The sequence below is a fragment of the Pseudomonas sp. NY15374 genome (assembly GCF_048068255.1).
GTDB classification, from domain to species: Bacteria; Pseudomonadota; Gammaproteobacteria; order Pseudomonadales; family Pseudomonadaceae; genus Aquipseudomonas; species Aquipseudomonas machongensis.
The window spans coordinates 213,681-238,357 of the sequence record NZ_JBLUPZ010000002.1; the positions used below are offsets into that span (position 1 = coordinate 213,681).

28 protein-coding genes are annotated in these 24,677 nt (G+C 64.6%); 4 read left to right on the forward strand and 24 right to left on the reverse strand.

The window, feature by feature from the left end; genetic code table 11:
• The first annotated feature begins 9 nt into the window (after positions 1-9).
• On the forward strand, positions 10-1,545 hold the full coding sequence (locus tag ACNFHO_RS05250; RefSeq protein WP_416765530.1) for an NCS1 family nucleobase:cation symporter-1: 1,536 nt from the start codon (positions 10-12) through the stop codon (positions 1,543-1,545).
• A gap of 17 nt (positions 1,546-1,562) precedes the next feature.
• Positions 1,563-2,291: an aspartate/glutamate racemase family protein gene (locus tag ACNFHO_RS05255; protein ID WP_054894753.1), complete on the forward strand. Its 729-nt coding sequence runs from the start codon at positions 1,563-1,565 to the stop codon at positions 2,289-2,291.
• A gap of 506 nt (positions 2,292-2,797) precedes the next feature.
• Here ACNFHO_RS05255 and ACNFHO_RS05260 read toward each other — a convergent pair.
• From ACNFHO_RS05260 to ccmA, 16 genes are all read right to left on the reverse strand, one after another.
• The gene (locus tag ACNFHO_RS05260; protein ID WP_416765532.1) at positions 2,798-3,277 is read right to left on the reverse strand and encodes a hypothetical protein; all 480 of its coding nucleotides are present in this window, start codon (positions 3,275-3,277) and stop codon (positions 2,798-2,800) included.
• 116 nt (positions 3,278-3,393) lie between these two features.
• On the reverse strand, positions 3,394-4,053 hold the full coding sequence (locus ACNFHO_RS05265; protein WP_054894750.1) for a hypothetical protein: 660 nt from the start codon (positions 4,051-4,053) through the stop codon (positions 3,394-3,396).
• A gap of 174 nt (positions 4,054-4,227) precedes the next feature.
• The gene (locus tag ACNFHO_RS05270; protein WP_054894778.1) at positions 4,228-4,566 is read right to left on the reverse strand and encodes an FKBP-type peptidyl-prolyl cis-trans isomerase; all 339 of its coding nucleotides are present in this window, start codon (positions 4,564-4,566) and stop codon (positions 4,228-4,230) included.
• A 198-nt stretch (positions 4,567-4,764) separates the two neighbouring features.
• Positions 4,765-5,169, reverse strand: a complete 405-nt coding sequence (locus ACNFHO_RS05275) for a GFA family protein (protein ID WP_063545659.1) — start codon at positions 5,167-5,169, stop codon at positions 4,765-4,767.
• A 124-nt stretch (positions 5,170-5,293) separates the two neighbouring features.
• Entirely contained in the window at positions 5,294-6,082 is a 789-nt protein-coding gene (locus ACNFHO_RS05280; protein ID WP_416765534.1) for a PhzF family phenazine biosynthesis protein, read from the reverse strand.
• Positions 6,083-6,119: 37 nt separating this feature from the next.
• Entirely contained in the window at positions 6,120-7,058 is a 939-nt protein-coding gene (locus tag ACNFHO_RS05285) for a 2-hydroxyacid dehydrogenase (protein ID WP_063545661.1), read from the reverse strand.
• Positions 7,059-7,161: 103 nt separating this feature from the next.
• A complete protein-coding gene (locus ACNFHO_RS05290) occupies positions 7,162-7,587 on the reverse strand; it encodes a hypothetical protein (protein ID WP_416765536.1) in 426 nt (141 codons plus the stop codon).
• Between the two features lie 12 nt (positions 7,588-7,599).
• Positions 7,600-8,787: a c-type cytochrome biogenesis protein CcmI gene (gene ccmI, locus ACNFHO_RS05295; protein ID WP_416765538.1), complete on the reverse strand. Its 1,188-nt coding sequence runs from the start codon at positions 8,785-8,787 to the stop codon at positions 7,600-7,602.
• A complete protein-coding gene (locus tag ACNFHO_RS05300; protein WP_112898853.1) occupies positions 8,780-9,256 on the reverse strand; it encodes a cytochrome c-type biogenesis protein in 477 nt (158 codons plus the stop codon). The genes ccmI and ACNFHO_RS05300 overlap by 8 nt, the downstream gene beginning before the upstream one ends.
• Complete coding sequence (locus tag ACNFHO_RS05305) at positions 9,253-9,789, reverse strand: DsbE family thiol:disulfide interchange protein (protein WP_112898854.1); 537 nt, start codon at positions 9,787-9,789, stop codon at positions 9,253-9,255. Before ACNFHO_RS05305 ends, ACNFHO_RS05300 begins: the two co-directional genes overlap by 4 nt.
• A complete protein-coding gene (locus ACNFHO_RS05310; RefSeq protein WP_416765876.1) occupies positions 9,786-11,759 on the reverse strand; it encodes a heme lyase CcmF/NrfE family subunit in 1,974 nt (657 codons plus the stop codon). The genes ACNFHO_RS05305 and ACNFHO_RS05310 overlap by 4 nt, the downstream gene beginning before the upstream one ends.
• Before the next feature lie 11 nt (positions 11,760-11,770).
• Positions 11,771-12,226: a cytochrome c maturation protein CcmE gene (gene ccmE / locus ACNFHO_RS05315; RefSeq protein WP_054895613.1), complete on the reverse strand. Its 456-nt coding sequence runs from the start codon at positions 12,224-12,226 to the stop codon at positions 11,771-11,773.
• The gene (ccmD, locus tag ACNFHO_RS05320) at positions 12,223-12,399 is read right to left on the reverse strand and encodes a heme exporter protein CcmD (protein WP_063545667.1); all 177 of its coding nucleotides are present in this window, start codon (positions 12,397-12,399) and stop codon (positions 12,223-12,225) included. Before ccmD ends, ccmE begins: the two co-directional genes overlap by 4 nt.
• Positions 12,396-13,163 carry a heme ABC transporter permease gene (locus ACNFHO_RS05325; protein WP_063545668.1) on the reverse strand — a complete coding sequence of 256 codons (768 nt, stop codon included), beginning with the start codon at positions 13,161-13,163 and terminating at the stop codon, positions 12,396-12,398. The genes ccmD and ACNFHO_RS05325 overlap by 4 nt, the downstream gene beginning before the upstream one ends.
• Before the next feature lie 46 nt (positions 13,164-13,209).
• A complete protein-coding gene (ccmB, locus tag ACNFHO_RS05330) occupies positions 13,210-13,878 on the reverse strand; it encodes a heme exporter protein CcmB (RefSeq protein WP_063545669.1) in 669 nt (222 codons plus the stop codon).
• Positions 13,875-14,507 (reverse strand): cytochrome c biogenesis heme-transporting ATPase CcmA, encoded by a 633-nt coding sequence (gene ccmA, locus ACNFHO_RS05335; protein ID WP_063545670.1) that lies wholly within the window; start codon positions 14,505-14,507, stop codon positions 13,875-13,877. The genes ccmB and ccmA overlap by 4 nt, the downstream gene beginning before the upstream one ends.
• A gap of 243 nt (positions 14,508-14,750) precedes the next feature.
• On the opposite strand from ccmA, the gene ACNFHO_RS05340 reads away from it, so the two are divergent.
• Both ACNFHO_RS05340 and ACNFHO_RS05345 read left to right on the forward strand, forming a co-directional pair.
• Positions 14,751-16,319 carry a flagellar hook-length control protein FliK gene (locus ACNFHO_RS05340; RefSeq protein WP_416765541.1) on the forward strand — a complete coding sequence of 523 codons (1,569 nt, stop codon included), beginning with the start codon at positions 14,751-14,753 and terminating at the stop codon, positions 16,317-16,319.
• Positions 16,316-16,642 carry an EscU/YscU/HrcU family type III secretion system export apparatus switch protein gene (locus tag ACNFHO_RS05345; RefSeq protein ID WP_054895570.1) on the forward strand — a complete coding sequence of 109 codons (327 nt, stop codon included), beginning with the start codon at positions 16,316-16,318 and terminating at the stop codon, positions 16,640-16,642. The genes ACNFHO_RS05340 and ACNFHO_RS05345 overlap by 4 nt, the downstream gene beginning before the upstream one ends.
• Before the next feature lie 317 nt (positions 16,643-16,959).
• Here ACNFHO_RS05345 and ACNFHO_RS05350 read toward each other — a convergent pair whose 3' ends face one another.
• From ACNFHO_RS05350 to ACNFHO_RS05385, 8 genes are all read right to left on the reverse strand, one after another.
• Positions 16,960-17,355 carry a DUF2802 domain-containing protein gene (locus ACNFHO_RS05350; protein WP_054895569.1) on the reverse strand — a complete coding sequence of 132 codons (396 nt, stop codon included), beginning with the start codon at positions 17,353-17,355 and terminating at the stop codon, positions 16,960-16,962.
• 1 nt (position 17,356) lies between these two features.
• Positions 17,357-17,836, reverse strand: coding sequence for a chemotaxis protein CheW (locus ACNFHO_RS05355; RefSeq protein WP_016393802.1), 480 nt, complete (start codon positions 17,834-17,836; stop codon positions 17,357-17,359).
• A gap of 68 nt (positions 17,837-17,904) precedes the next feature.
• A complete protein-coding gene (locus ACNFHO_RS05360) occupies positions 17,905-18,804 on the reverse strand; it encodes a CheW domain-containing protein (RefSeq protein ID WP_063545672.1) in 900 nt (299 codons plus the stop codon).
• Positions 18,804-19,592 (reverse strand): ParA family protein, encoded by a 789-nt coding sequence (locus ACNFHO_RS05365; RefSeq protein WP_054895567.1) that lies wholly within the window; start codon positions 19,590-19,592, stop codon positions 18,804-18,806. The genes ACNFHO_RS05360 and ACNFHO_RS05365 overlap by 1 nt, the downstream gene beginning before the upstream one ends.
• A 50-nt stretch (positions 19,593-19,642) precedes the next feature.
• Positions 19,643-20,530 (reverse strand): flagellar motor protein MotD, encoded by an 888-nt coding sequence (gene motD / locus ACNFHO_RS05370; RefSeq protein ID WP_054895566.1) that lies wholly within the window; start codon positions 20,528-20,530, stop codon positions 19,643-19,645.
• A gap of 3 nt (positions 20,531-20,533) precedes the next feature.
• Positions 20,534-21,274, reverse strand: coding sequence for a flagellar motor protein (locus tag ACNFHO_RS05375; protein ID WP_054895565.1), 741 nt, complete (start codon positions 21,272-21,274; stop codon positions 20,534-20,536).
• The gene (locus ACNFHO_RS05380) at positions 21,274-22,404 is read right to left on the reverse strand and encodes a protein-glutamate methylesterase/protein-glutamine glutaminase (protein WP_416765545.1); all 1,131 of its coding nucleotides are present in this window, start codon (positions 22,402-22,404) and stop codon (positions 21,274-21,276) included. Before ACNFHO_RS05380 ends, ACNFHO_RS05375 begins: the two co-directional genes overlap by 1 nt.
• 45 nt (positions 22,405-22,449) lie before the next feature.
• Complete coding sequence (locus ACNFHO_RS05385) at positions 22,450-24,669, reverse strand: chemotaxis protein CheA (protein WP_416765546.1); 2,220 nt, start codon at positions 24,667-24,669, stop codon at positions 22,450-22,452.
• Positions 24,670-24,677 lie beyond the last annotated feature (8 nt).

Consider the following 24,677-nt stretch of genomic DNA (forward strand, 5'->3'; position numbering starts at 1 on the left):
GCCGCCGGAATGAGTAGCAGTCTCGACCTTGCCCCTGAACTTTCCGTTGCCAGCACCAGCCCCACCGCCACCACGCTGGAAAACCCCGCCGGACCGTACGAGCTGAGTCCACGCCTGCACAACCGTGATCTTGCGCCAACCCGCATCGAGGGTCGGCGCTGGGGTGGCTACAGCATCTTCGCCCTGTGGACCAACGATGTGCACAACATCGCCAACTACTCTTTCGCCATGGGGCTGTTCGCCCTGGGCCTTGGCGGCTGGCAGATTCTGGTCTCTCTGGCGATCGGTGCCGCGCTTGTCTACTTTTTCATGAACCTCTCCGGCTACATGGGCCAGAAGACCGGCGTACCGTTCCCGGTCATGAGCCGCATCGCCTTCGGTATCCATGGCGCGCAGATTCCCGCGCTGATCCGCGCGGTGATCGCGATCGCCTGGTTCGGTATCCAGACCTACCTGGCCTCGGTGGTACTGCGCGTGCTGCTCACCGCCGTGTGGCCACAGGTAGCCGCCTATGACCACGACAGCATTCTCGGATTGTCGAGCCTGGGCTGGGTATGCTTCGTGGCGATCTGGATCGTGCAGTTGGTGATCCTCGCCTACGGCATGGAGATGGTGCGCCGTTACGAAGGTTTCGCCGGGCCGGTGATCCTGCTGACCGTGGCGAGCCTGGCCGCCTGGATGTTCTTCAAGAACGATGCGCGCATCGCCTGGTCGGTGGCCGATCCGCTGACCGGCTACGAGATGTGGCGCAACATCTTTGCCGGCGGCGCGCTCTGGCTGGCAATCTACGGCACCCTGGTGCTCAACTTCTGCGACTTCGCCCGGTCCTCGCCATGCCGCAGGACCATCCGCGTCGGCAACTTCTGGGGTCTGCCAATGAACATCCTGGTATTTGCGGTGATCACCGTGGTGCTGTGCGGCGCACAGTTCCAGATCAACGGGCAGGTGATCGACAGCCCGACCCAGATCGTCGCTACCATCCCCAACACCCTGTTCCTGGTCCTCGGCTGCATGGCCTTCCTGATCGTCACCGTTGCGGTGAACATCATGGCCAACTTCGTCGCGCCAGCCTTCGTGCTCAGCAACCTGGCACCACGCCACCTGAACTTCCGCCGCGCCGGGCTGATCAGTGCCACCGTGGCGGTGCTGATCCTGCCGTGGAACCTGTACAACAGCCCGCTGGTGATCGTGTACTTCCTGTCCGGCCTGGGCGCCCTGCTCGGCCCGCTGTACGGCGTGATCATGTCCGACTACTGGCTGCTGCGCAAAGGCCGGGTCAACGTGCCGGAGCTGTACAGCGAGAACCCGGCCGGCGCCTATCACTACTCGCGTGGCGTCAACCTTCGGGCGCTCGCGGCGTTCATTCCATCGGCCCTGCTGGCGATCGTGCTGGCGCTGGTACCGCACTTCCACAGCGTCGCGCCATTCTCCTGGCTGATCGGCGCAGGTACCGCGGCCGCGCTCTACCTGCTGATCGCACCGCGCAATCGCCAATACCTCGACGTCAGCGGCGAAGCCATCGCCGTCGACCATAGCAGCCATTGATCAAGGGAAGTTCTTTGATGCGTATTCTGATCGTCAACGTCAACACCACCGAAGCCATCACCGAGGCCATTGCCGAACAGGCGCGCAGCGTTGCAGCGCCCGGCACCGAGATCGTCGGGCTGACGCCTTGGTTCGGCGCAGAGTCGGTGGAAGGAAATTTCGAGAGCTATCTGGCCGCCATCGCCGTGATGGACCGGGTGCTGGCCTACGACCAGCCCTACGACGCGGTGATCCAGGCCGGGTACGGCGAGCACGGCCGCGAAGGTTTGCAGGAGTTGCTCAATGTACCGGTGGTGGACATCACCGATGCCGCCGCCAGCACCGCGATGTACCTGGGCCATGCCTACTCGGTGGTCACCACGCTGGATCGCACCGTGCCGCTGATCGAGGATCGCCTGAAGCTGTCCGGACTCTACGACCGCTGCGCCTCGGTACGGGCCAGCGGCCTGGCGGTGCTGGAGCTGGAAGCTGACCCGCAGCGCGCCGTGGAGGCCATCGTCGAACAGGCCGAGCGTGCCGTGCGTGACGACAAGGCCGAGGTGATCTGCCTGGGCTGCGGCGGCATGGCCGGGCTCGACGAACAGATTCGCCAGCGTACCGGCGTGCCGGTGGTTGATGGCGTGAGTGCGGCGGTGACCATCGCCGAATCGCTGGTGCGACTGGGGTTGAGCACGTCGAAAGTGCGCACCTATGCGACGCCACGGGTGAAGAAGGTGGTGGGCTGGCCGATGCGGCTGGGGCGGTAGCCCCTAAAGGCCTATGCCTTTCAATGTGCATGTGATTGCGTGAGGGCTCACAGGCGCTCGCCGAAAGTTTTTCAGCGCCTATGAGATCGAGCGCCGCGCGGGCGGCGCTCGATCTCATAGGCGCTAAAAGGCTTCCGACGAGCACCTGTCAGCCTCTACGCATACACCTTGAAAGGTATTCCCTTAAAGGCCAACGCCCTTCGACATCCCGTAGGATGAGCGTCGAAGGGCTTTGTAGCCAACAGTGTGCAATCAGTCCCGTTGCACATGGTGGTAGCGACGAAAGAACAAGCATGACCCCATCATCATGCACCACGACTTCCACAACATTAGATCAATGCCGTAGTAGGACCAGGCTTGGACGAAAAGTAGGCTGAACAATCCAAAGGGAAATAGGAACAGCCCAAGCCACTTGCGCCAGACAGGCGATTTGATGACATGGTCAATGATAACCGTCACTACCAGCATCAAGCCTATCTGCACTGGATCTTCATACATATCCAGCATCATTGGTAAAGCCTGACAGCAATCGAGGAGTGCTGCGGCCCGATACCACCACGGACTCTCGCGTCTATGCCTATCAGGACATCGCCGGCATGGAAGGTGGGAAGACGGGAGGCGACAAGCGGAACCACGCTGGCTTTTGTCAACCCGCCAGCCAGCGGACCTGCCACGGCCGCAACCGCACCGCCCACAGCTCCCGAAACCACACTCGCCACGGTCCAGCGCTGCATATTGAGTTGATCCCCCTGCTCACGCGTCAACGGCAATGAAACCGCCACCACCATCACGCAGGGCAACTGCCCGGCCTGCATCCGCTCGTACAGTTCCTTCACCTTGCCGACCACGCGATACTGATGTCGGCCCGCTGTTGGAATATGCAGCGTATTGACCCAGCAGCAGTTATCGGCCCTCACGGTGAACTCGATGACATCGAAGGTCACGCCGCGATGACCGATGAACCGATAAGACCGATCGATTTCCATGCAACCACGCACTCCTCACGCCCGGTATCGAATTTCCGGAAACCCGTGAACAGTGCCTTGTCGTCACCTGGAAATAAGTCAGGCTGGACACCCCGACCGAGTCAGAAACGTCTGAATCAGGTCGGGCAAACCTCGGACCCACCATCGAGTTCCTGACGCACGTTGCGGCTGAGCATGGTGGCCTTGCCGTCATGCCAGGTCAGGGTGATCACGTAGAGCGTGTCGAAATCATCGCCGTCCCAGTCCGAGGTGATGACGCGCTTCTCGCCCAGGGCCTTGCCAGCCACGGCGTTGATCAGGTCTGGCAGGTAGCCGTGCGACCAGGCGGTATAGACCGTGGCGTTGCGGTACTTGGCGCGCAGCAGTTCTTCGGCGAGATCGTCGTAGTCGTTGGCGCCGAAGTCGATATTGACCGGCAGCCCAAGGCGGATGGCGCTGGGACTGATGGTCATGAGCGGGCGGATGTAGCTGTAGCGTTTATCCTCGCTGCCCTCCTCGACATGCCGGCCGGGGTCGGCTGCAAACACGTAGTCGGCAGCGCCGAAACGCTCCGGCAGCAACGTGGCCAGGTCGATGGCGCGGTTGAGGCCCTGGCAGTTCAGTTGCCCCAGCCCCTCGCCGGGCTTCTCGGCATGGCGCAGGAACACCAGCGTCTGGGTTCCATCACCGTGCTGGTCGCGACTTTGCACCACATCGAGGGTCAGCGGTATCAGCACCGCGGCGAGGGTGAGACCGAGAAACAGGTGACGGCGTCGCAGGTATTGCATCCACTTCATGGCAGGGCTCGTTCGGCTAAGGACGGGGAGCATCCTTGCTTGTGCACCATCCTTGCCGGCGGCGGTGCAAGGCACCGGCCGCCTGATGGGCTCTTCCATGCTGGCCCTCCCTGGCAGCAGCCATGTTGGACCATCGATGTTGCCGAATTACGTCACCCTTGCAACAACCGGACATCAATCATCCCGCGTCAGCACCTCGAGCAACTCGATCTCGAAGGTCAGGTCCGAGTTCGGCGGGATGCTGCCCACCGAGCGCTCGCCATAGCCCAGGTGCGCGGGTACCTGCAGTCTGCGCTTGCCGCCCACGCGCATGCCCATCAGACCCTGGTCCCAGCCCTTGATCACCCGGCCGGTACCGATCACGCACTGGAAGGGCTTGCCGCGCGACCAGGACGAGTCGAACTCGCTGCCGTCGGCCAGCCAGCCGGTGTACTGGGTGGTGATCAGGGCGCCTTTGACCACGGCCTTGCCGTCGCCTTCCTGGATCTCGGTGATGTGCAGTTCCTGAGTCACGGTCATTTCCTTGCGGCAGATTTCGAGGCCGCCCTTTTCTCAGGAATGCACGGATTTGGCAAGTCCGGGGGCGACGTCGTGCTGGCGCATCGACCACCGGACGCCGCCCATCACCTTCACGATGGCTGCCGTCTCCAGTCAAGTCGGGCCAGTCCGGCATGCAATCCCACAATTTCGCCGAATGGTTGCGAAACGCGCTTAGCTGAACAGCTGCATGACCTGCTCGCCGGTGAGGTCCTGGGTCTGATTGGAGAAGCAGTACCAGCTCGGGCGCTCGTCGACGTAGATCTGCATCGTGAACTGCCAGTCATCGCCTTTGAGCAGGCCGACCGGCAACGCGTATTCGTTCTTGGCGATCAGGCGGTAGTAAAGGTGAGTGCCACACTGCCCGCAAAAGCCCCGCTCGGCCCAGTCGGAGGAGCGGAAGACGCTGGGAACAGCGCCTTCGAAACTGGGCGGCTGGGTGCAGTGCACGGCCAACATCGGGCCTCCGGCCCAGGTGCGGCACATGCTGCAGTGGCAAGCGTTGACTTCGAGGTTGTCGACCGTGGCAGTCAGGCGGGTGGCGCCGCAGAGGCAGGCGCCGTGCTTGGTGTGAGACATGGGAGGGGCTCCTGGCGGGTGAGGAAGCTGCAAAGTATAGCGGTGCAGCTACAGCCCTCTTCGCGGGCAAGTCGCAGCGGCGAACCGCCGCTCCCACAAGAGGCCCGCAAGCCACCCTCGCCCGTCAGATGAACACGGTCCCTCGCATATACAGCGCCCCACGCCCGCTGATGATCACTCGGCCGTTACCCGGCACCTCGCACTGCAACTGCCCCTTGCGCACCCCGCCCTGCTCGCAGCTGAGGCTGCGCTTGCCGAGGCGCTCGGACCAGTAAGGCGCCAGCGAGGTGTGTGCCGAGCCGGTCACCGGATCTTCGTTGATCCCCACTCGAGGGCCGAACCAGCGGGTGACAAAGTCGAAGCCGCGCCCCGGCGCAGTCACGGCAATGCCACGCACATCGAAGGCCGACAGCGCGACGAAATCGGGCTTGAGCGGATCGATCAACGCTGCATCGTCGATCACCACCACGAAGTCATCCGAGCGGTACAGCGCGAGGGCGCTCGGCAGACCGAGCGCCTCGAGCAGGCCATCGGGGATGTCCACCGCCACAGGTTGCTTGGCCGGGAAGTCCATGGCCAGCAAGCCATCTGCACCGCGACTGACGCGCAACTCACCGCTGCGGGTATTGAAGCGCAACACATCGGCCTGCTCATGCAACTGCTCGAACAACACCCAGGCCGAAGCCAGGGTGGCGTGGCCGCACAAATCGACCTCCACGGCCGGGGTGAACCAGCGCAGGTCGAAGCCTTCGCCGTTACGCACGAAGTAGGCCGTCTCGGACAGGTTGTTCTCTTCGGCGACGCGCTGCAGCACATCGTCCGGCAGCCAGCTGTCCAGCGGAATCACCGCCGCCGGGTTACCGCCAAAAGGTTCGGCCGAAAAAGCATCGACCTGGAAGATCTCAAGTTGCATGCACACACTCCTTGTCAGGCGGGATCGAAAGCTGGGATTACGACAGTACTGGCGTGAGCACCGGTTCGCCAGCGAAGAATGCCTGGAGATTGCGCAGCACCAGGGTCACGGTGTCGCGCGCCGCTTCCGGCGACTGGCCGGCGACATGTGGGGTCAGCACGGTATTGCCCAACACCTTGAGTGCCTCGGGCACGGCAGGCTCGTCATCGAAGACATCCAACGCTGCGCCAGCGATGACGCCTGCCTGCAATGCCTGCACCAGTGCCTGGGTATCGACCACGCTCGCGCGGGCGATATTGACCAGATACCCCTCGCCCCCAAGCGCCTCGAGCACCGGGGCATCGACCAGATGCAGGGTACCGGCACCACCCGGGGTGGCGATCACCAGGATGTCCACGGCCTGGGCCAGTTGCAACGGGCTGTCGTACCAGGTGTAGGGCACATCACCACGCGGCGTGCGACTGTGGTAGCTGACGCTCATGTCGAAGCCCTGGGCTGCACGCTTGGCGATGGCCTGGCCGATGGCGCCAAGGCCGATGATGCCAAGGCGCTTGCCGCTCACCGATGGGCTGATGACTCGGTTCCATTCACCGCGCCGGGTGCTGGCATCGGCCCGGGGAATGTCGCGCAACATCGCCAGCAACAGGGCCATGGCGTGATCGGCGACCGGGCCTGCGTTGGCGCCAGCACCATTGGTGACGGTGATGCCACGGGCCTTCGCGGCGGCCAGGTCGACCTGCTCATAGCCTGCGCCGATCACGCAGATGATTTCGAGTTTGGGCAGTGCCTGGATTTCAGCACCGGTCAGGCCCAGCGGGCCACGGGTGAGGACAGCGTCGATCTGCTCGGCATGCTGGGCGATGGCTTGTGCACGCTGTTGCGGGGATGGGGCACGAATCAGGCGGTAACCGGCCTGCTCCAGCAGTGGCAGGTAATCATCGACGGTTTCCACCAGTACCAGGACTGTCTTGCTCATGCCACCCTCCGGTTCGATTCAGAGGGGGATTATGCCAGTTCGGCGGGAGACTGCGAGGGCCTCTATCGCGGGGGCGAGCCCACGACAGGGACGTGAAGGATACTTACTGCGCGAAGGCCCTGCCCAACCCGCCCGGCACACCGCTGCTGTCGGTTTCCTGCCAGGGGCCATTGGGGCTCAGCGACCAGCTCCAGCCCTTGTCATAACGGTAGTAGGTGCGCTGACGATAGAAGGTGTTGGGCTGCTTCTCCAGCACATAGACGCCAAGCTTCGGGTCCCAGTGGCTGGCACCGCCTGGCGGGGGCGCGAAGCTCGCGGAGGTGCGTGGCATCGGCTTGGGAATACCGGACGGCGCGCCAGGCTGCGGTGCGGACTGTCCGCCCGGTAGCGGCTTGACCACCGGCCCCTGGTGCGGTGGTGGCGTGGTCTCGATCGGTGGCAGCGACTCGCGCTCGCCTGGCTGGTGCACCGTACAGGCAGAAAGCCCCAGGGCCAGGGTGATCAGGGTCAGGCGTACGCTGCGGTTCATGGCGGCAATCTCTTATCGGTCGGGTCGGTCGATGGACAGCTGCTGTGTTGGCTGGCCGCGGGTAGCCAGCGGCGCGCTCTGGCCGATCCACTCGCCCTGGGTCGGCTGGCCGGCACGCGATACGCGCGCAACCAGTTGGACTTCAGCGAAGTCCGACAGTTTCATCTGCGGCATCATCGCGTCGGCATCCGACAGCTGCACTTCGATCGGCAACTGCGCCACCGTCACCCGCTTGGCCGCCAGCGGCATCGGCGGGCCGTTGCTGGCGCGGGCGAAGATGAACACGGTGTCGTCCGGCTTGACCTTGTCCTTGAGCGCTGCGGCCAGCTCGACACGCACGGTCAGGCTCGCCGCCTGCACCGGCTTGCCGCCATCGGCCTTGAGCTTGTCGGCGGCACGGTCGATACCACCCTGCAAGGCAGCGCGCGAGGCGTCGCCTTCGGGCAGTTGCGCCAGCAGGCGCTGCCAGTAATCGATCGCTTCCTGATAGCGCTCGCCCTCGAAGGCAGCGATGCCGCGCAGCCCCAGGCTGGTAACCTCATTCGGGTCGGCCTTGAGTGCTTCGTCGGTCAGGCTCTGCAGTTGCGCACTCCACTGCTTGTCGGCAGCGAAGTACTGCGCCTGGGCCCACTGCCCGAGCAGCTCGGGTTCACGACCGGCCAGGGCGACCGCACGCTCGAAGGCCTTGGCGGCATCGCCTGGACGCTGGTCGGCCATGTAGGCGCGGCCGAGGAAATACAGGCCCTCGGCAGAGTCCGGCTGGGCCTGCACGGCACGCTCCAGGCGCGTGGTCATCTCCTGCATGGTTTTCGGCGCATCGGCGAACTCACGGGTCAGCTCGACCTTGTCGGCGGCGCCGAAATGCAGGTACAACCCCAGCGCCATTACCGGCACCAGCACGGCAGCCACCAGCGGCAGGGTCTTGCCCAGATGCCCCTGACGCGGCGCCTCGCTACCTTCGGTGTCGGACAGCAGTTCACGGGCCGCCTCGTCGCGGCCCTTGGCCAGTTGCCCGGCGTCGAGCACCCCGGCCTCCTGCTGCGCAGTCAACTCAGCGACCCGCTCCTGATACAAGGCCACGTTGAGCGCGGTGCGGTCTTCTTCGGCCTGCTGCTGGCGGCGGCCACGCAGGATCGGGATCAGCAGGAAAGCCAGGGCGGCGAGCAACAGCAGGCCCGCACTCAGCCAGAATTCAGTCATGGGTCTGTTCTTTATCCAGCAGTTTGGCGAGACGTTCGCGTTCGTCCACGGAGAGTTCGGAGTTGCCGTGCGCCACCGGGCTGCGGCGCCGACGGACGATCACCGCCAGCACCACGAAGCCGCCAGCCAGCAACACGCCAGGGCCGAACCAGAGCAACCAGGTACGCGCCGTCAGCGCTGGCTTGTAGCGTACGAAGTCGCCGTAGCGATCGACCATGAAGTCGATGATCTGCTGGTTGCTCTGGTTTTCGCCGAGCATGCGGAAGATCTCCCGGCGCAGGTCGGCGGCGATCGGTGCGTTGGAGTCGGCGATGTCCTGGTTCTGGCACTTGGGGCAGCGCAGTTCCTTGGTCAGTTGCTGGTAGCGCTCGCGCTCGGCATCGTCGCGGAACTGATAGGTATCGATGGCCGCCCTGGCCATGCCGGCCAGGCTCAAGCCAAGTAAGGCGGCGGCAAGCCAGCGCTTCATGGCCGCTCCTCATCGACCAGTTCCTGGTACAACGGCGCCAGTTGCTCGCGCCAGACCGTGGCATCGACCACACCGACATGCTTGTAGCGGATGATGCCCTTGGCGTCGATGAGGAAGGTTTCCGGCGCGCCGTACACGCCAAGGTCCAAGCCCAGAGTGCCCTGCTCGTCGCGGATGTCGAGCTGGTAAGGGTTGTGGAACTCGGCCAGCCATTTGAGCGCGGCGGCGTTGTCGTCCTTGTAGTTGATGCCGTGGATCACCACGCCTTGCTCGGCCAGTTGGTTCAGGTAAGGGTGCTCGACCTTGCACGATGGGCACCAGGTGCCCCAGACGTTGACCAGCGCCGGTCGCCCCTGCAGGTCGGCCTGGGTCAGGGTCCGGTCGCCCTGCACGCTCCGCAGCGAGAATGCCGGGAATGGCTTGCCGATCATCGCCGACGGCAGTTCGTCGGGCTTGAGGAACAGCCCCTTGTACAGAAACACGGCCATCAGCAGGAACACCGCCAATGGCACTACCATGATCCAACGCTTCATGCCGTCGCTCCAGACAGGCCCAATGTATCGCGCACCCGCGCCGTGACCTTGACGCGATAACGCCGATCGAGCGCTGCGAGCAGCCCGCCCAGTGCGGTCAGCAAGCCGCCCAGCCAGATCCAGCGCACATAGGGCTTGATGTGTACCCGTACCGCCCAGGCACCGTTTTCCAGTGGCTCGCCCAGGGCGACATAGAGGTCGCGGGTAAAGCCGGCATCGATACCGGCCTCGGTCATCATCGATTGCTGCACGGTGTACAGGCGTTTTTCCGGGTGCAGCACGGTCACTTCACGCCCCTCGCGCGACACACGGATGGTGCCCCTGTCGGAGATGAAGTTCGGACCCTCGAAGTGCTTGGCGCCCTCGAACAGGAAGTGATAACCGCCCAGCTCGACGCTTTCGCCCGGCGCCATGCGCAGGTCACGCTCGGCGCTGTTGTTGCTCGACAGCACCACGCCCAGGGCACACACCACCAACCCCAGGTGCGCCAGGTGCATGCCCCAGTAGCTGCGGTGCAGGCCGCGCAGTCCCTTGAGCAGGCCCTTGTGACGGGTCTTGTCGAGAATATCGCGCACCCCGCCGAGCACCACCCAGGCGGCCAGGGCGAAGACGCTGAGCGCCGGCCAGTCGAAGTCGTCGACGATCAGCCCGGCGACCGGCGCCAGGATCGCGCTGCCGATCAGCACCGGCATCAGCATGCCGAACAGCCATTTGCCAGGCGTATCCTTCCAGCGCACCAGCACACCAATCGCCAGCACTACCATCAGCAGCGCCATCAACGGCAGGAACAACGCATCGAAGTAAGGTGGGCCGACCGACAGCTTGGCGCCGGTCAGGGCGTCGAGCACCAGCGGGTAGAGCGTGCCCAGCAGGATCATCGAGGCAGCCACCACCAGCACCAGGTTGTTGGCCAGCAGCAGCGTCTCGCGCGACCACAGGCCAAAGCCCACGTGGCTCTTGACCACCGGTGCGCGCAGGGCGAACAGGGTCAGCGAGCCGCCGACCACGAACAGCAGGAAGATCAGGATGAACACACCGCGCGACGGGTCGGCGGCGAAGGCATGTACCGAAGTCAGCACCCCGGAGCGCACCAGGAAGGTACCCAGCAGGCTCAGCGAGAACGCCGCGATGGCCAGCAGCACGGTCCAGCTCTTGAACACCCCGCGCTTTTCGGTCACTGCCAGCGAGTGAATCAGCGCAGTGCCGACCAGCCATGGCATGAACGAGGCGTTTTCCACCGGATCCCAGAACCACCAGCCGCCCCAGCCCAGCTCATAGTAGGCCCACCAGGAGCCGAGCGTGATGCCGATGCCGAGGAAGGCCCAGGCGACGATGGTCCAGGGCCGCGACCAGCGCGCCCAGGCGGCATCCAGGCGACCACCGAGCAACGCCGCGATGGCGAAGGCGAAGGCCACCGAGAAGCCCACGTAGCCCATGTACAGCATCGGCGGATGGACGATCAGGCCGAAGTCCTGCAGCAGCGGATTGAGGTCGCGACCGTCGGTGGGCACCTGTGGCAGCAGGCGGGTGAACGGGTTGGAGGTGATGATCAGGAACGACAGGAAACCGGTGCTGATCATGCCCATCACCGCCAGCACCCGCGCCAGCATCACTTGCGGCAACTGGCGCGAGAACACCGACACGGCGAAGGTCCAGCCACCCAGAATCAACGCCCAGAGCAGCAGCGAGCCTTCGTGGGCGCCCCACACGGCGCTGAACTTGTAGTACCAGGGCAGTGCGGTGTTGGAGTTGTGGGCGACATAGGCGACCGAGAAATTGTCGGTCATGAAGGCGTGGGTGAGGCAGGCGAAGGCAAAGGCGAGGAAGGCGAACTGGCCCCAGGCCGCAGGGCGCGCCAGACTCATCCAGAGACGGTCGCCACGCCAGGCACCGAGCAGCGGCACGCTGGCCTGCACCACGGCAAAACAGATCGCCAGGATCATCGCCAACTGGCCAAGCTCGGGGATCACCAGGGCAGCGTTCATGGCTTGACCTCGCCGGCAGTGGCGGCCTGGCCGCTCTCCTTGAGCGCCTTGGTCACTTCAGGCGGCATGTACTTCTCGTCGTGCTTGGCCAGCACCTCGTCAGCCACCACCACGCCCTCGGCGTTGAGCTTGCCCAAGGCAACGATGCCCTGCCCTTCGCGGAACAGGTCCGGGAGGATGCCACGGTAGGTGATCGGCACCGATTTGTTGAAGTCGGTGACCACGAAGCGTACGTCGAGCGAGTCGGCCGAGCGCTGCACCGAGCCCTTCTCGACCATGCCGCCGGCGCGAATGCGTGTGTCCTGCGGTGCCTCGCCGTTGGCGATCTGGGTGGGCGTGTAGAACAGGTTGATGTTCTGCTGCAGGGCACTCAGGGCAAAGCCCAGGGCCACGGCGACGCCGACCAGCAGGCCGAGGATGAGCAACAGACGTTTCTTGCGCTGCGGATTCACTGGTGGTTCTCCCGGCGCAGACGGCGCGCCTCTTCTTGCAGGTAGCGGCGGCGGGCCAGCAGCGGCAGGGCGACATTGATCGCCAGTACCGTGAGGCAGATGCCATAGGCCGACCACACGTACAGGCCATGATGGCCCATGGCGAGGAAATCACTGAAGGAGGCGAAACTCATCGCACGATCTCCCGGCCCAGGCTGCTGAGCACCTCTTCGCGCACCCAACTGGCACGCGCTTCGCGCTTGAGCACTTCAAGGCGCATGCGCAGCAGCAGCACGGCGCCGAAGAAGCAATAGAACCCCAGCACCGTCAGCAATAGCGGCAGCCACATCTCGGCGGGCATGGCCGGTTTTTCGGTGAGGGTGAAGGTGGCGCCCTGATGCAGGGTGTTCCACCACTCCACCGAGTACTTGATGATCGGGATGTTGACCACGCCGACGATGGCCAGCACCGCGCAGGCCTTGGCGGCGCTGTCACGGTTACTGATGGCCTGGCCCAGAGCGATGATGCCGAAGTACAGGAACAGCAGGATCAGCATCGAGGTCAGGCGCGCGTCCCACACCCACCAGCTGCCCCAGGTCGGTTTGCCCCAGATCGCCCCGGTGACCAGCGCCACTGCGGTCATCCAGGCGCCGATGGGGGCGGCGCACTGCAGGGCGACGTCGGCCAGCTTCATCTTCCACACCAGCCCCACCACACCGGCGACCGCCAGCAGCACGTAGCAGGACTGCGCGAGCATGGCCGCAGGGACGTGGATATAGATGATGCGGAAGCTGTTGCCCTGCTGGTAGTCCTGCGGGGCGAAAGCCAGGCCCCAGGCGATGCCCACCAGCAGCAGGAGCACCGCAGCGATGGTCAGCCACGGCAGCATGCGGCCGCTGATGGCATAGAACCATTTGGGGGAACCCAGTTTGTGGAACCACGTCCAGCTCATTTTCATCAGGGTACATCCAGGGTCTTTGCCGGGCTTCGGTGCCCGGGACTCGTTATTCGCCGACGCTGATCTTCAGGCCGGCCGCTATCGCAAAGGGTGTCAGTGTCACGGCCAGGGCGGTCAGGCTGGCCAGCCAGAGCAGGTGTCCGGTCGCGGGCATATTCTGCAACGCCGCCTGCAACGCACCACTGCCCAGGATCAATACAGGGATATACAACGGCAGAATCAGCAACGCCAGCAGCAAACCACCGCGCTTGAGCCCGACCGTCAACGCCGCGCCCACCGCCCCCAGCAAGCTCAGCACCGGAGTGCCGAGCAGCAGCGAGCCGAGCAGCACCGGCAGGCAGGCGACTGGCAAACCCAGCATCAGCGCCAGCAGTGGCGCCAACAATACCAGCGCCAGCCCGGAAAAGGTCCAGTGCGCCAGAACCTTGGCCAGCACCAGCAATGGCAGTGGATGCGGTGATAGCACCCACTGCTCCAGCGAGCCATCCTCGAAATCGCTGCGGAACAGGCCGTCCAGCGACAGCAATACCGCGAGCAAGGCCGCGACCCAGACCAGTCCAGGCGACAAGGTTTGCAACAATTGCGTCTCGGGGCCGACCGCCAGCGGAAACAGCGCCACGACGATGGCGAAGAACACCAGCGGGTTGGCCAGCTCCGCCGGGCGACGGAATAACAGGCGCGCTTCGCGGCGCAGCAACAGAAGGAATACGCTCATGCCGCCCACTGCCCCAGGTTGAGTTCACGGTAGCCGGACGGTCTGTGCTCGAGGTTGTGATGGGTGGTCAGCACCACCGTGCCCCCCTGCTCGCAGTGCGCGGCCAGGTGCGCTTCGAGCTGGGCCACCCCCTGCTTGTCGAGGGCGGTGAACGGTTCATCGAGGATCCACAGTGGCGGGCAGTCCAAGTACAGGCGGGCCAGGGCGACGCGGCGCTGCTGGCCGGCCGAGAGGGTGTGGCAAGGCACATCCTCGAATCCGCGCAGGCCGACCGCCTCGAGAGCCGTCCAGATGCCCTCGCGGGTCGCGGGTCGATGCAGGGCGCAGAGCCAGGCAAGGTTCTCTTCGGCCGTCAGCAACTCCTTGATCCCGGCAGCATGCCCGATCCACAGCAGGATACTGGCCAGAGCATGGCGCTGCTCGCCGAGGGCGCGGCCATCGAGCAGGATCTGCCCTGCCGTCGGCTGCATCAGGCCGGCCAACAGGCGCAGCAGGCTGGTCTTGCCGCTGCCATTGGGGCCGCTGACCTGCAGCATGTCGCCGGGGCGCAGTTCGAAGTCAAGGTGCTCGAAGAGCAGTCGCCAGTCGCGCTCGCAGGCAAGGTTCGCGGCTTGGAGGTGGAGGGTCACGGTTTCGCCTTATGCTGTTCATGGCGTGTCGAGCAGTGCGCCTTCTTCGCGGGCAAGCCCGCTCCCACAGAAGCAGCGATCCTGTGGGAGCGGGCTTGCCCGCGAATGAGACACCGCAGATCAACACCCTTGTCTCAAGTCGCCCTGCCACTGGCCGTTATACTGGCAGTGGCAACGCGACCGGCATTATTACATGTGCCATCCCGCTGCCAAGAGGGCTGGCTCGACAGGTTGTATACAATCATGACGGAAATCAATAGTCTCGGCGCACAAAGCGCATTCGCAGCGCAGGTGGCCAAGGCCAGCCTGACCGGTGAGCTGCTGCGCCTGAGTCAAGCGCAACCCGGCCTGATCCCCCCGGGCCAGACTGCCCAGGCCGAAGTGCTGAACCTGCGCCAGGTAGGCCAGGACTTCATGATGCTGTTGCGCCTGAGCCTGCCCAACGGCAACCAGGCCCAGGTGCAGGCCAGTGCCAACCAGCCCCTGCCCCCCGGCAGCCAGATCACGCTCGGCCAAGCCGATAGCAACCGCCTGGCGGTGGTTTTGCAACAGGCCAGCGCCAGCAACATCGCCACCCTCACTCAGCTCGACACCGGCAAGATACCGATCGGCACCTTGCTGCAAGGCAAGGTGCTGACCAGCCAGGCACTGCCAGGCGGCGCGGCGCAGAGCACAGCGTTCCGCTCGCTGGTGAGTCTGCTCAACAGCAGCCAGGCCGGCGCCACCCTGACCATCGACAGCCCACGTCCGTTGGCGGTCGGCAGCCTGCTCAGCGCGCTTGTGCAAGGCGACCAGTCGCTGCGCTTCGTACCCCTGAGCGGGCGCCAGGACCAACTGACCATCGCCCAGCAACTGCTGACCCAAACCAGCCGCCAGGCGTCGCTGCCAACCTTGCTCAACGCCTTGCAGCAGATCGCCAGCGCCCCCGCTGGCAACAGCGAGCTGAGCGCTACCGCCGCGCGCCTGCTGGCCAGCCTGCCAACCCCCGCACAGCTGGGCGACGCCAAGAGCATCGCCCAGGCGCTGAACAACAGTGGCGCGTTTCTCGAAGCCAAGCTGCTCGGCGGCCTTGGCGCGGGAGTGGCTCCAGACCTCAAGGCGCAGCTGGTGCGCCTGGTGGCGCAGGTCTTGCCGAGCGTTCCGGGCAACCCCACATTCAATCCAGCGCTGGCCGCCACCGCCCTGGCCCAGGTCCTGCCGGGCATGGCCCGCAGCGCCCTGGGCATGCTCGACCAAGTCAGCAGCCGCCCGCAGCCCGGCACCTTCCCCCTGCCCTCACGTCTGCTGCAGAGCCTGGAAGAAAAAGGCGACCTGCAGCAACTGCTGCGCCTGGCCGCCGCCGCCATTTCGCGGGTACAAAGTCATCAACTGGCCAGCCTGCAGCAGACCGGTACCACCGAGAGCGGCAACCAGCAGACCACCTGGCAAACCGAGATCCCCTTGCGCCACGGCCAGGAGTTCATCCCGCTGCAGGCCAAGCTGCAACGCGAGGACACCCCCCGGCAGCAAACCGACTCGCAGCGCGAGCAGCGCGATCCGCTCGAGTCGTTGTGGCGCATCGACCTGGCCTTCGACCTGCCGCCGCTGGGCCCACTACAGGTCCAGGCCCAGCTCACCCAAGGCCGACTCAGCGGCCAGCTGTGGGCCGAGCGCCCGCAAACCGCCGAACTGATCGACAGCCAGCTTGGCAGCCTGCGCGAACGCCTGCTGGCACGGGGCCTGGACGTTGGCGATCTGGAATGTCATCCCGGCATCCCGCCACAAGGCCCGCGCACACGACTGGAACAACGCTGGGTGGATGAAACCGCATGAGCAACAAAGCCCCCCGCCAGGCTATTGCCCTGAGCTACGACGGTGATCAGGCGCCCACCCTGAGCGCCAAGGGTGAGGACGAACTGGCCGAAGCCATCCTCGCCCTGGCCCGCGAACACGAAGTGCCGATCTACGAGAACGCCGAACTGGTAAGCCTGCTGGCACGCCTGGAGCTGGGTGAGCAGATCCCCGAAGCGCTGTACCTGACTATCGCCGAAATCATTGCCTTCGCCTGGCAACTGCGTGGCAAGGTACCGGAGAACTTCGACGACTCGGCGCCAGGCGAGCGTGACATCACCCCTGGCAACCCGCTGCTGCCGTAGAGCCATTGAGCTCGCCGGTGCAGGGGCACCTATATCTAACAGCCGGTTTCTATCGCCATATCGCCCGGCTCAGACGGATGACCGGGCCTGCCGCTGTTGAATACGCTGCGCGAGATAAACAACTTGAGTGGTATCCAGCGCCTCAACTTATGGCTGTTCGTTGACCTGGCACAGGCACTACGGCTGATGGACGAGCTGTTACCGCCAGGACCGGTGGTACGGGTCGGAGGCAGCCAATCCTGGCTGAGGGAATGAGGGGAGAAACGGGGCCGCAAAGCGACCCGCGATGACAAGCTCGAATAAGTGCCGTTCGACACTCAGTCGCGCCGATGCAACTTGCTCATCAACTCAGCTTCGGCCTGGGTCAGCCCGCAGCTTTCAGTGAGTTCGGACACGCTTGCGCCCATCCCCACCAACTTGGCCGCCTGGGAGAAGGTGACATTGTTGGGGTCGCGCTGCTCCAGTTGCAGGAGCCTGTCAGGCAGCGGCGCGACCGCCGCGCGCAGTTCATGGATGGCTTCCCCCATGCGCACGGTGACGTTCTGGTAGTCATCCAGGCGTTTGGCCAGGTCCCTGATGCGCTGGTCACGCAGCGCATCGCCCTGGGCCTGCTGACTGGCCAGCTCGCGCTGGCGCTTGCTGTAGTTGAGGAAGAACCACAGGCTCAGCGCCCACAACAGCGCCAGGAGGATTACCGCAGCCTCGAAGATCACCTCAGATGTTCTCCAGCTCCGACCACTCTTCCTCGGTCATCATCTTGTCCAGCTCGACCAGGATCAGCAGCTCGCCGTTCTTGTTGCACACGCCCTGGATGAACTTGGCCGACTCTTCGTTACCGACGTTCGGCGCAGTCTCGATCTCCGACTGACGCAGATAGACCACTTCGGCCACGCTGTCGACCAGGATGCCGACCACCTGCTTGTCCGCCTCGATGATCACGATACGGGTGTTGTCGGTGACGTCCGAGGGCATCAGGCCGAAACGCTGGCGGGTGTCGATCACGGTGACCACGTTGCCGCGCAGGTTGATGATACCAAGCACATAGCTCGGCGCACCCGGCACTGGAGCGATTTCGGTATAGCGCAGGACTTCCTGCACCTGCATGACGTTGATGCCGTAGGACTCGTTGTCCAGACGGAAGGTGACCCACTGCAGGATCGGATCTTCGGAACCTTGTGCAGACGACTTTTTCATTCCCCTAGCCCTCTTGTACCGCCGTTGGCGGTGTGCTCGTTGAGGCCGCGGCAGATGCGGCGCCCATGTCAGTTGTGTTTGGTATTCAGCTGCTTGACCGCACCACTGGCGATCAGCTCGGCCAGCTCGGCGACGTCGAGCAAGGCGCACATGTGTTCAATCACCGTGCCCGCCAGCCACGGGCGTTGACCACGCTGGCTGCGCCACTTGATCTCGGCCGGGTCCAGGCGCAGCGAGCGGCTGACCTGATGCACCGCCAGCCCCCACTCGTAGCCCTGCACGGAAATCACGTACTGCAAGCCTTGGCGGAAATCCTCGCGGTAGCGGTCAGGCATGACCCAGCGTGCGGTGTCCAGCACCTTCAGGTTGCCGGCCTGGCAACTGAGGATGCCGAGGAACCAGTCCGGTTGGCCGAACAGCGGCGTGAGCTCCTGGCCGGCCAGGCTGTAGATCGAACCCAGGCACACCAGCGGCACCGCCAGGGTCAGCCCGGCGACGTCGAACAGCAGGCATTCGAAAGGCTCCGCTGCCCAGGCCGGACGCCCGTCGACGGTAGCCGGCGGCACCGGTGCAGCAGGTGACGGCAGGTGGACTTCGACCAGCGGGGCGACCGGCTCTATGGCTTGGGTCTGGGTCAGCACCGGAATCGAAGCCTCGGCCAGCACTTGCTCTTCGACCACGCTGACCACCGGCTCCACCGGCGGCAGCAGCGTCGGCAGGATCCTGGGCGCAGGCTCGGCAAAGGGTTTGAGCGCCACCACCGACTCAGGCTGGCGGACGGCATCGCGGGCTTGTTCTTCACGAACCGCAGCGGCGAATTCGTCGCTGGGCTCGGCTGCCTGTGGCTGCACTGTCGGCAGCGGCGCCTCAGGCACTTCAACCGGCTCGGTGGCTTCCTGCAACAGGCCGTCGAGGTACGACTGCAAGGCCAGTTGCGGCTTGCTGGTGATCTGCGGGGCACGGTTCATCAGGCCACCTGCAATGCGTTGCGGTAGGTCAGCAGGTGCTTGAGCAGCGCCCGGTAGGCGATCACACCGCGGCTCTTGCCGTCGAACTGCGAGGGCGTGACACCGTTGCGGCTGGCATCGCGCAGGCGCGTGTCGACCGGAATGTAACCCTGCCAGACCTGCTCGCCGTAGGTGTCGCGCAGCACTTTGAGCGTGCCGAGCGAGGCCTGGGTACGGCGGTCGAACAGGGTCGGGACGATCTGGAAGGGTAGCGCCTGCTTGCGTGAGCGGTTGATCATCGCCAGGGTGCCGACCATCCGCTCCAGGCCCTTGACCGCGAGGAACTCGGTCTGCACCGGGATCACCAGTTGTTGGCTGGCCGCCAGGGCGTTGACCATCAGCACACCCAGCAAGGGCGGGCTGTCGATCAGGGCAAAGTCGAAATCCTGCCACAGCTGCGCCAGACTCTTGGCGATTACCAGGCCCAGGCCATTCTGGCCCGGCGACTGGCGCTCCAGCACCGCCAGTGCAGTGCTCGAGGGCAGCAACGAGATACGCTCATGGCTGGTCGGCAGCAGCAACTGCCCCGGCAGCCCTTCGGGCACCACGCCCTTGTGCAGGAACAGGTCGTAGCAGCTGTGCTCCAGGGCGTCGGGATTGTGCCCGAAATAGCTGGTCATCGAGCCGTGCGGGTCGAGGTCGACGACGACCACGCGCTTGCCCGCCTCGGCCAGCAGGCCGGCCAGGGCGATGGTGGTGGTGGTCTTGCCGACGCCACCTTTTTGATTGGCTACTGCCCAGACTCTCATCGTGCGTTGCTTCCTCCCAGCATGGGCGAAATGTCCCGCCGGGAACGGTTCTATAGATTCGGTGACGGAGATTTGACGGGATTGCTCCCGACCGTCGTGGCTGGCGTAGCTGGTGCACTTTGTGTGCCAGCACGGCGCAACGCTGCGTCCGGGGTGGCGTTGGCGCTGCCGGAGCCAGTCAGGCTGCGGCGCACTTCGAGATTGCGCGAAATCACCAGCACCACGCGACGATTGCGCGCCCGGCCATCGGCGGTATCGTTGCTGGCGACCGGTTGATACTCGCCGTAACCCACCGAGGCCATGCGCGCCGGGTTCACCCCTTCCATTGCCAGCAAGCGCACGATGCTCGCCGCGCGCGCCGACGACAACTCCCAGTTGGTCGGGTACTGGGCAGTGCGGATCGGCAGATTGTCGGTGAAGCCTTCGACATGCACCGGGTTGGCGAACGGCTTGAGGATCCGGGCCACCTTCTCGATGATCTCGAAGGCGATGTCGCTTGGCATGGCATCGCCGCTGCCGAACAACAATGCCGAGTTGAGTTCGATCTCCACCCACAGCTCATTGCCACGCACGGTCATCTGGTTCGACTTGATCAAGTCGCCGAAGGCATCGGCCACCTGGTCGGTGATGGTCTTGAGCGGGTCGACGCTGGTCTGTCCCAGGCCTGCATCGACCTGGTCACTGTCCTTGATCAAGGGTTCTGCCGGCTTGATCGTCAGCGGGCGCTCATCGCCGATCGGGATCGGCTTGAGGCTGCGCTCGGGGTCGTTGAACACTCCGATCAGCGCCTGGGAAATGACCTTGTACTTGCCCTCGTTGATCGAGGAAATCGAGTACATCACCACGAAAAAGGCGAACAGCAAGGTGATGAAGTCGGCGTACGAGACCAGCCAGCGCTCGTGGTTCTCATGCTCCTCGGTATGGCGACGACGACGCATGGCTTACTCCATGAAGCCTTGCAGCTTCAGCTCGATCGAGCGTGGGTTCTCGCCTTCGGCGATCGACAGCAGCCCCTCGAGCAGCATCTCGCGATAACGCGACTGGCGCATGACGATGGCCTTGAGCTTGTTGGCCACCGGCAGCAGGATCAGGTTGGCACTGGCCACACCATAGATGGTGGCGACGAAGGCCACGGCGATGCCGTTACCCAGTTGCGACGGATCGGCCAGGTTGCCCATCACATGGATCAAGCCCATCACCGCACCGATGATACCGATGGTCGGCGCGTAGCCGCCCATGCTCTCGAAGACCTTGGCAGCCTGGATGTCACGGCTCTCCTGGGTGAGGAAGTCGACCTCGAGAATGCTGCGGATCGACTCAGGCTCCGCGCCGTCGACCAGCAACTGCAAACCTTTGCGTGCGTATGGGTCCGGTTCGGCATCGGCGACGCCCTCCAGCCCCAGCAGGCCTTCCTTGCGCGCAGTCAGGCTCCAGTTGACGACACGATCGATGCCGCCAGCCAGGTCGACCCGAGGCGGGAAGAAGATCCAGCGCAGGATCTGCAACGCACGCTTGAACGCCGACAGCGGCGACTGCAGCAGCGCCGCGGCCAGGGTGCCGCCGATGACGATCAGCCCGGCAGGGCCGTTGAGCAGCGCACCGACATGCCCGCCTTCGAGGAAGTTGCCGCCGACGATGGCGACGAACGCCAGGATCAGGCCGATAAGGCTAAGAACATCCATCAGACACAGGCCTCTACCAGGTGCTTGCCGATCTCGTCCAGGCTGTACACGGCGTCGGCCAGGTTGGCTTTGACGATCGCCATGGGCATGCCGTAGATCACGCAGCTTGCCTCGTCCTGGGCCCATACGGTGCTGCCGCCCTGCTTGAGCAGGCGAGCACCTTCGCGTCCGTCGGCACCCATGCCGGTCAGCACGACCGACAGCACCTTGTCACCGTAGGTCTTGGCCGCCGAGCCGAAGGTGATGTCCACGCAGGGTTTGTAGTTCAGGCGTTCGTCCCCCGGCAGGATCTTCACCGTGCCACGGCCATCGACCATCATCTGCTTGCCTCCCGGGGCCAGCAGCGCGAGGCCTGGACGCAGCACATCACCGTCCTCGGCCTCCTTGACGCTGATCTTGCACAGCTTGTCGAGGCGCTCGGCAAAGGCCTTGGTGAACGCCGCAGGCATGTGCTGAATCAGCACGATGGGGGCCGGGAAGTTGGCGGGCAGTTGCGTCAGCACCCGCTGCAGGGCAACCGGGCCGCCTGTGGAGGTGCCGATGGCCACCAGCTTGTAGGGCTTGCGCTTGGGCGCCGGCGAATGGCTGGCGGCAGGCGCAACGCTGCGTACCGGCGCCGCAGGGCGTGTCGGTGCAGCGCTGCCCAAGGTGCTGGCCGGGACGTGGCTGGTGCTCGACGCAGCGCTGGCAACCGGGCTTGGCGCGTGGCTGGCGAAGCTGCTGAAACGGCGATTGCTGCGCGAGATGGTATGGACCTTCTCGCACAGCATCTGCTTGACCTTCTCGGGGTTGCGCGAAATATCCTCGAAGTTCTTCGGCAGGTAGTCCACCGCCCCTGCGTCCAGCGCATCGAGGGTGACACGCGCACCTTCGTGGGTGAGCGAAGAGAACATCAGGACCGGTGTCGGGCAGCGCTGCATGATGTGCCGCACGGCGGTAATGCCGTCCATCATCGGCATCTCGTAGTCCATGGTGATCACGTCAGGCTTGAGCGCCAGCGCCTGATCGATCGCTTCCTTGCCGTTGGTCGCGGTGCCGACCACCTGGATGGTCGGGTCCGCCGAGAGGATTTCCGAGACACGGCGGCGGAAGAAACCGGAATCATCCACCACCAGGACCTTGACTGCCATAAACACTCCGTTAGGCGGCGCAACCGCCAGGTCGCGCCGCCGAAATCAAATACGCCGGGCGGCATAACGCTTGAGCATGCTCGGGACGTCGAGGATCAGCGCGATACGACCGTCACCGGTGATGGTGGCGCCGGACATGCCCGGGGTGCCCTGCAGCATCTTGCCCAGCGGCTTGATCACCACCTCTTCCTGGCCCACCAACTGGTCGACCACGAAGCCGATGCGCTGAGTACCGACCGACAGGATCACCACATGCCCTTCGAGCTGCTCCTCGTGCTGCTGGTCCTGGACCAGCCAGCGCTTGAGGTAGAACAGCGGCAGCGCCTTGTCGCGCACGATCACCACTTCCTGGCCATCGACCACGTTGGTGCGCGACAGGTCGAGATGGAAGATCTCGTTGACGTTGACCAGCGGGAAGGCGAACGCCTGGTTGGCCAGCATCACCATCAGCGTCGGCATGATTGCCAGCGTCAGCGGCACCTTGATGACGATCTTCGAGCCCTGGCCCTTGGCCGAGAAGATGTTGATCGAGCCATTGAGCTGGGAAATCTTGGTCTTCACCACATCCATGCCCACACCGCGGCCGGACACGTCGGAGATCTCGGTCTTGGTCGAGAAGCCCGGGGCGAAGATCAGGTTGTAGCAATCCGACTCGCTCAGGCGGTCGGCTGCATCCTTGTCCATCAGGCCCTTCTCGACCGCCTTGGCGCGCAGGACGTTCGGGTCCATGCCTTTGCCGTCGTCGGAGATCGACAGCAGGATATGGTCACCCTCCTGCTCGGCCGACAGCACCACCCGACCGGTACGCGCCTTGCCGGAGGCCTCGCGTTCCTCGGGGGTCTCGACGCCATGATCGACCGCGTTGCGCACCAAGTGCACCAGCGGGTCGGCCAGGGCCTCGACCAGGTTCTTGTCCAGGTCGGTCTCTTCGCCGACCAGCTCCAGGTTGATCTCTTTCTTGAGCTGGCGGGCCAAGTCGCGTACCAGGCGCGGGAAGCGGCCGAAGACCTTCTTGATCGGCTGCATGCGAGTCTTCATGACCGCGGTCTGCAGGTCGGCAGTGACCACGTCGAGGTTGGACACGGCCTTGGACATGGCCTCGTCGCCGCTGTTCAGGCCCAGGCGCACCAGGCGGTTACGCACCAGCACCAGTTCGCCAACCATGTTCATGATTTCATCCAGGCGCGCAGTATCGACCCGCACCGTGGTTTCCGCCTCGCTGGCGCCGTGCTTGTCGGCAGCCGGCGCTGCAGCGCGTGCCGGTGCCGGAGCAGCGGCCGGCTTGGCAGCCGCGGCGGGGGCAGGCGCCGGCTTGGCGACAGGCTTGCTTTCGACCTTGGCAGCAGGCGCGGCAGCCACGGCAACGGCAGGCGCTTCAGCCGCGACGGCATCGCCACTGAACTTGCCCTTGCCATGCAGTTGGTCCAGCAGGGCCTCGAACTCGTTGTCGGTGATGTGATCGCCGACAGGTTCGGCCGCTGGCGCAGTGGCGGTGGCTTCGACGCTCGGCAGTGCATCGGCGGCAAAAGCGCCCTTGCCATGCAACTGATCGAGCAGCGCCTCGAACTCTTCGTCGGTGATCTCGTCACCGGCCGGCGTCGCGACTGCAGCCTCCGGCTCGCTCGCCGCGACTTCCGGCGAGAACTGACCCTTGCCATGCAGTTGGTCGAGCAGCGACTCGAACTCGGCGTCGGTGATCTCGTCGGCACTGCCGGAAACGGCTTCGCCCTGCGACTGCTCGGCCGCCTCGGCCTGGGCCTTGACCGCGTCGAGGGAGTCAAGCAGTTGCTCGAACTCGGTATCGGTGATGTCCGCCTCGGCAGCCGGGGCCTCGACGACCGCCGCCACGGCAACCGGTGCCACGGCATCGGCGCTGGCCGGTTCGGCCAGGCGCGACAGCGCGGCGAGCAGCTCTGGCGTAGCCGGGGTGATGTCGCTGCGCTCGCGAACCTGGCCAAACATGCTGTTGACCGTGTCGAGCGCTTCGAGCACCACATCCATCAGTTCGGCATCGACCCGGCGCTCTCCCTTGCGCAGGATGTCGAAGACGTTCTCGGCAATGTGGCAGCACTCCACCAGCTCATTGAGCTGAAGGAAGCCGGCGCCCCCTTTTACAGTGTGAAAACCGCGAAAGATCGCATTGAGCAGGTCCGCATCATCAGGTCGGCTTTCCAGCTCGACCAGTTGCTCGGACAGTTGCTCGAGGATTTCGCCGGCTTCTACCAGGAAATCCTGAAGGATTTCTTCATCGGCGCCGAAGCTCATTAAACGTG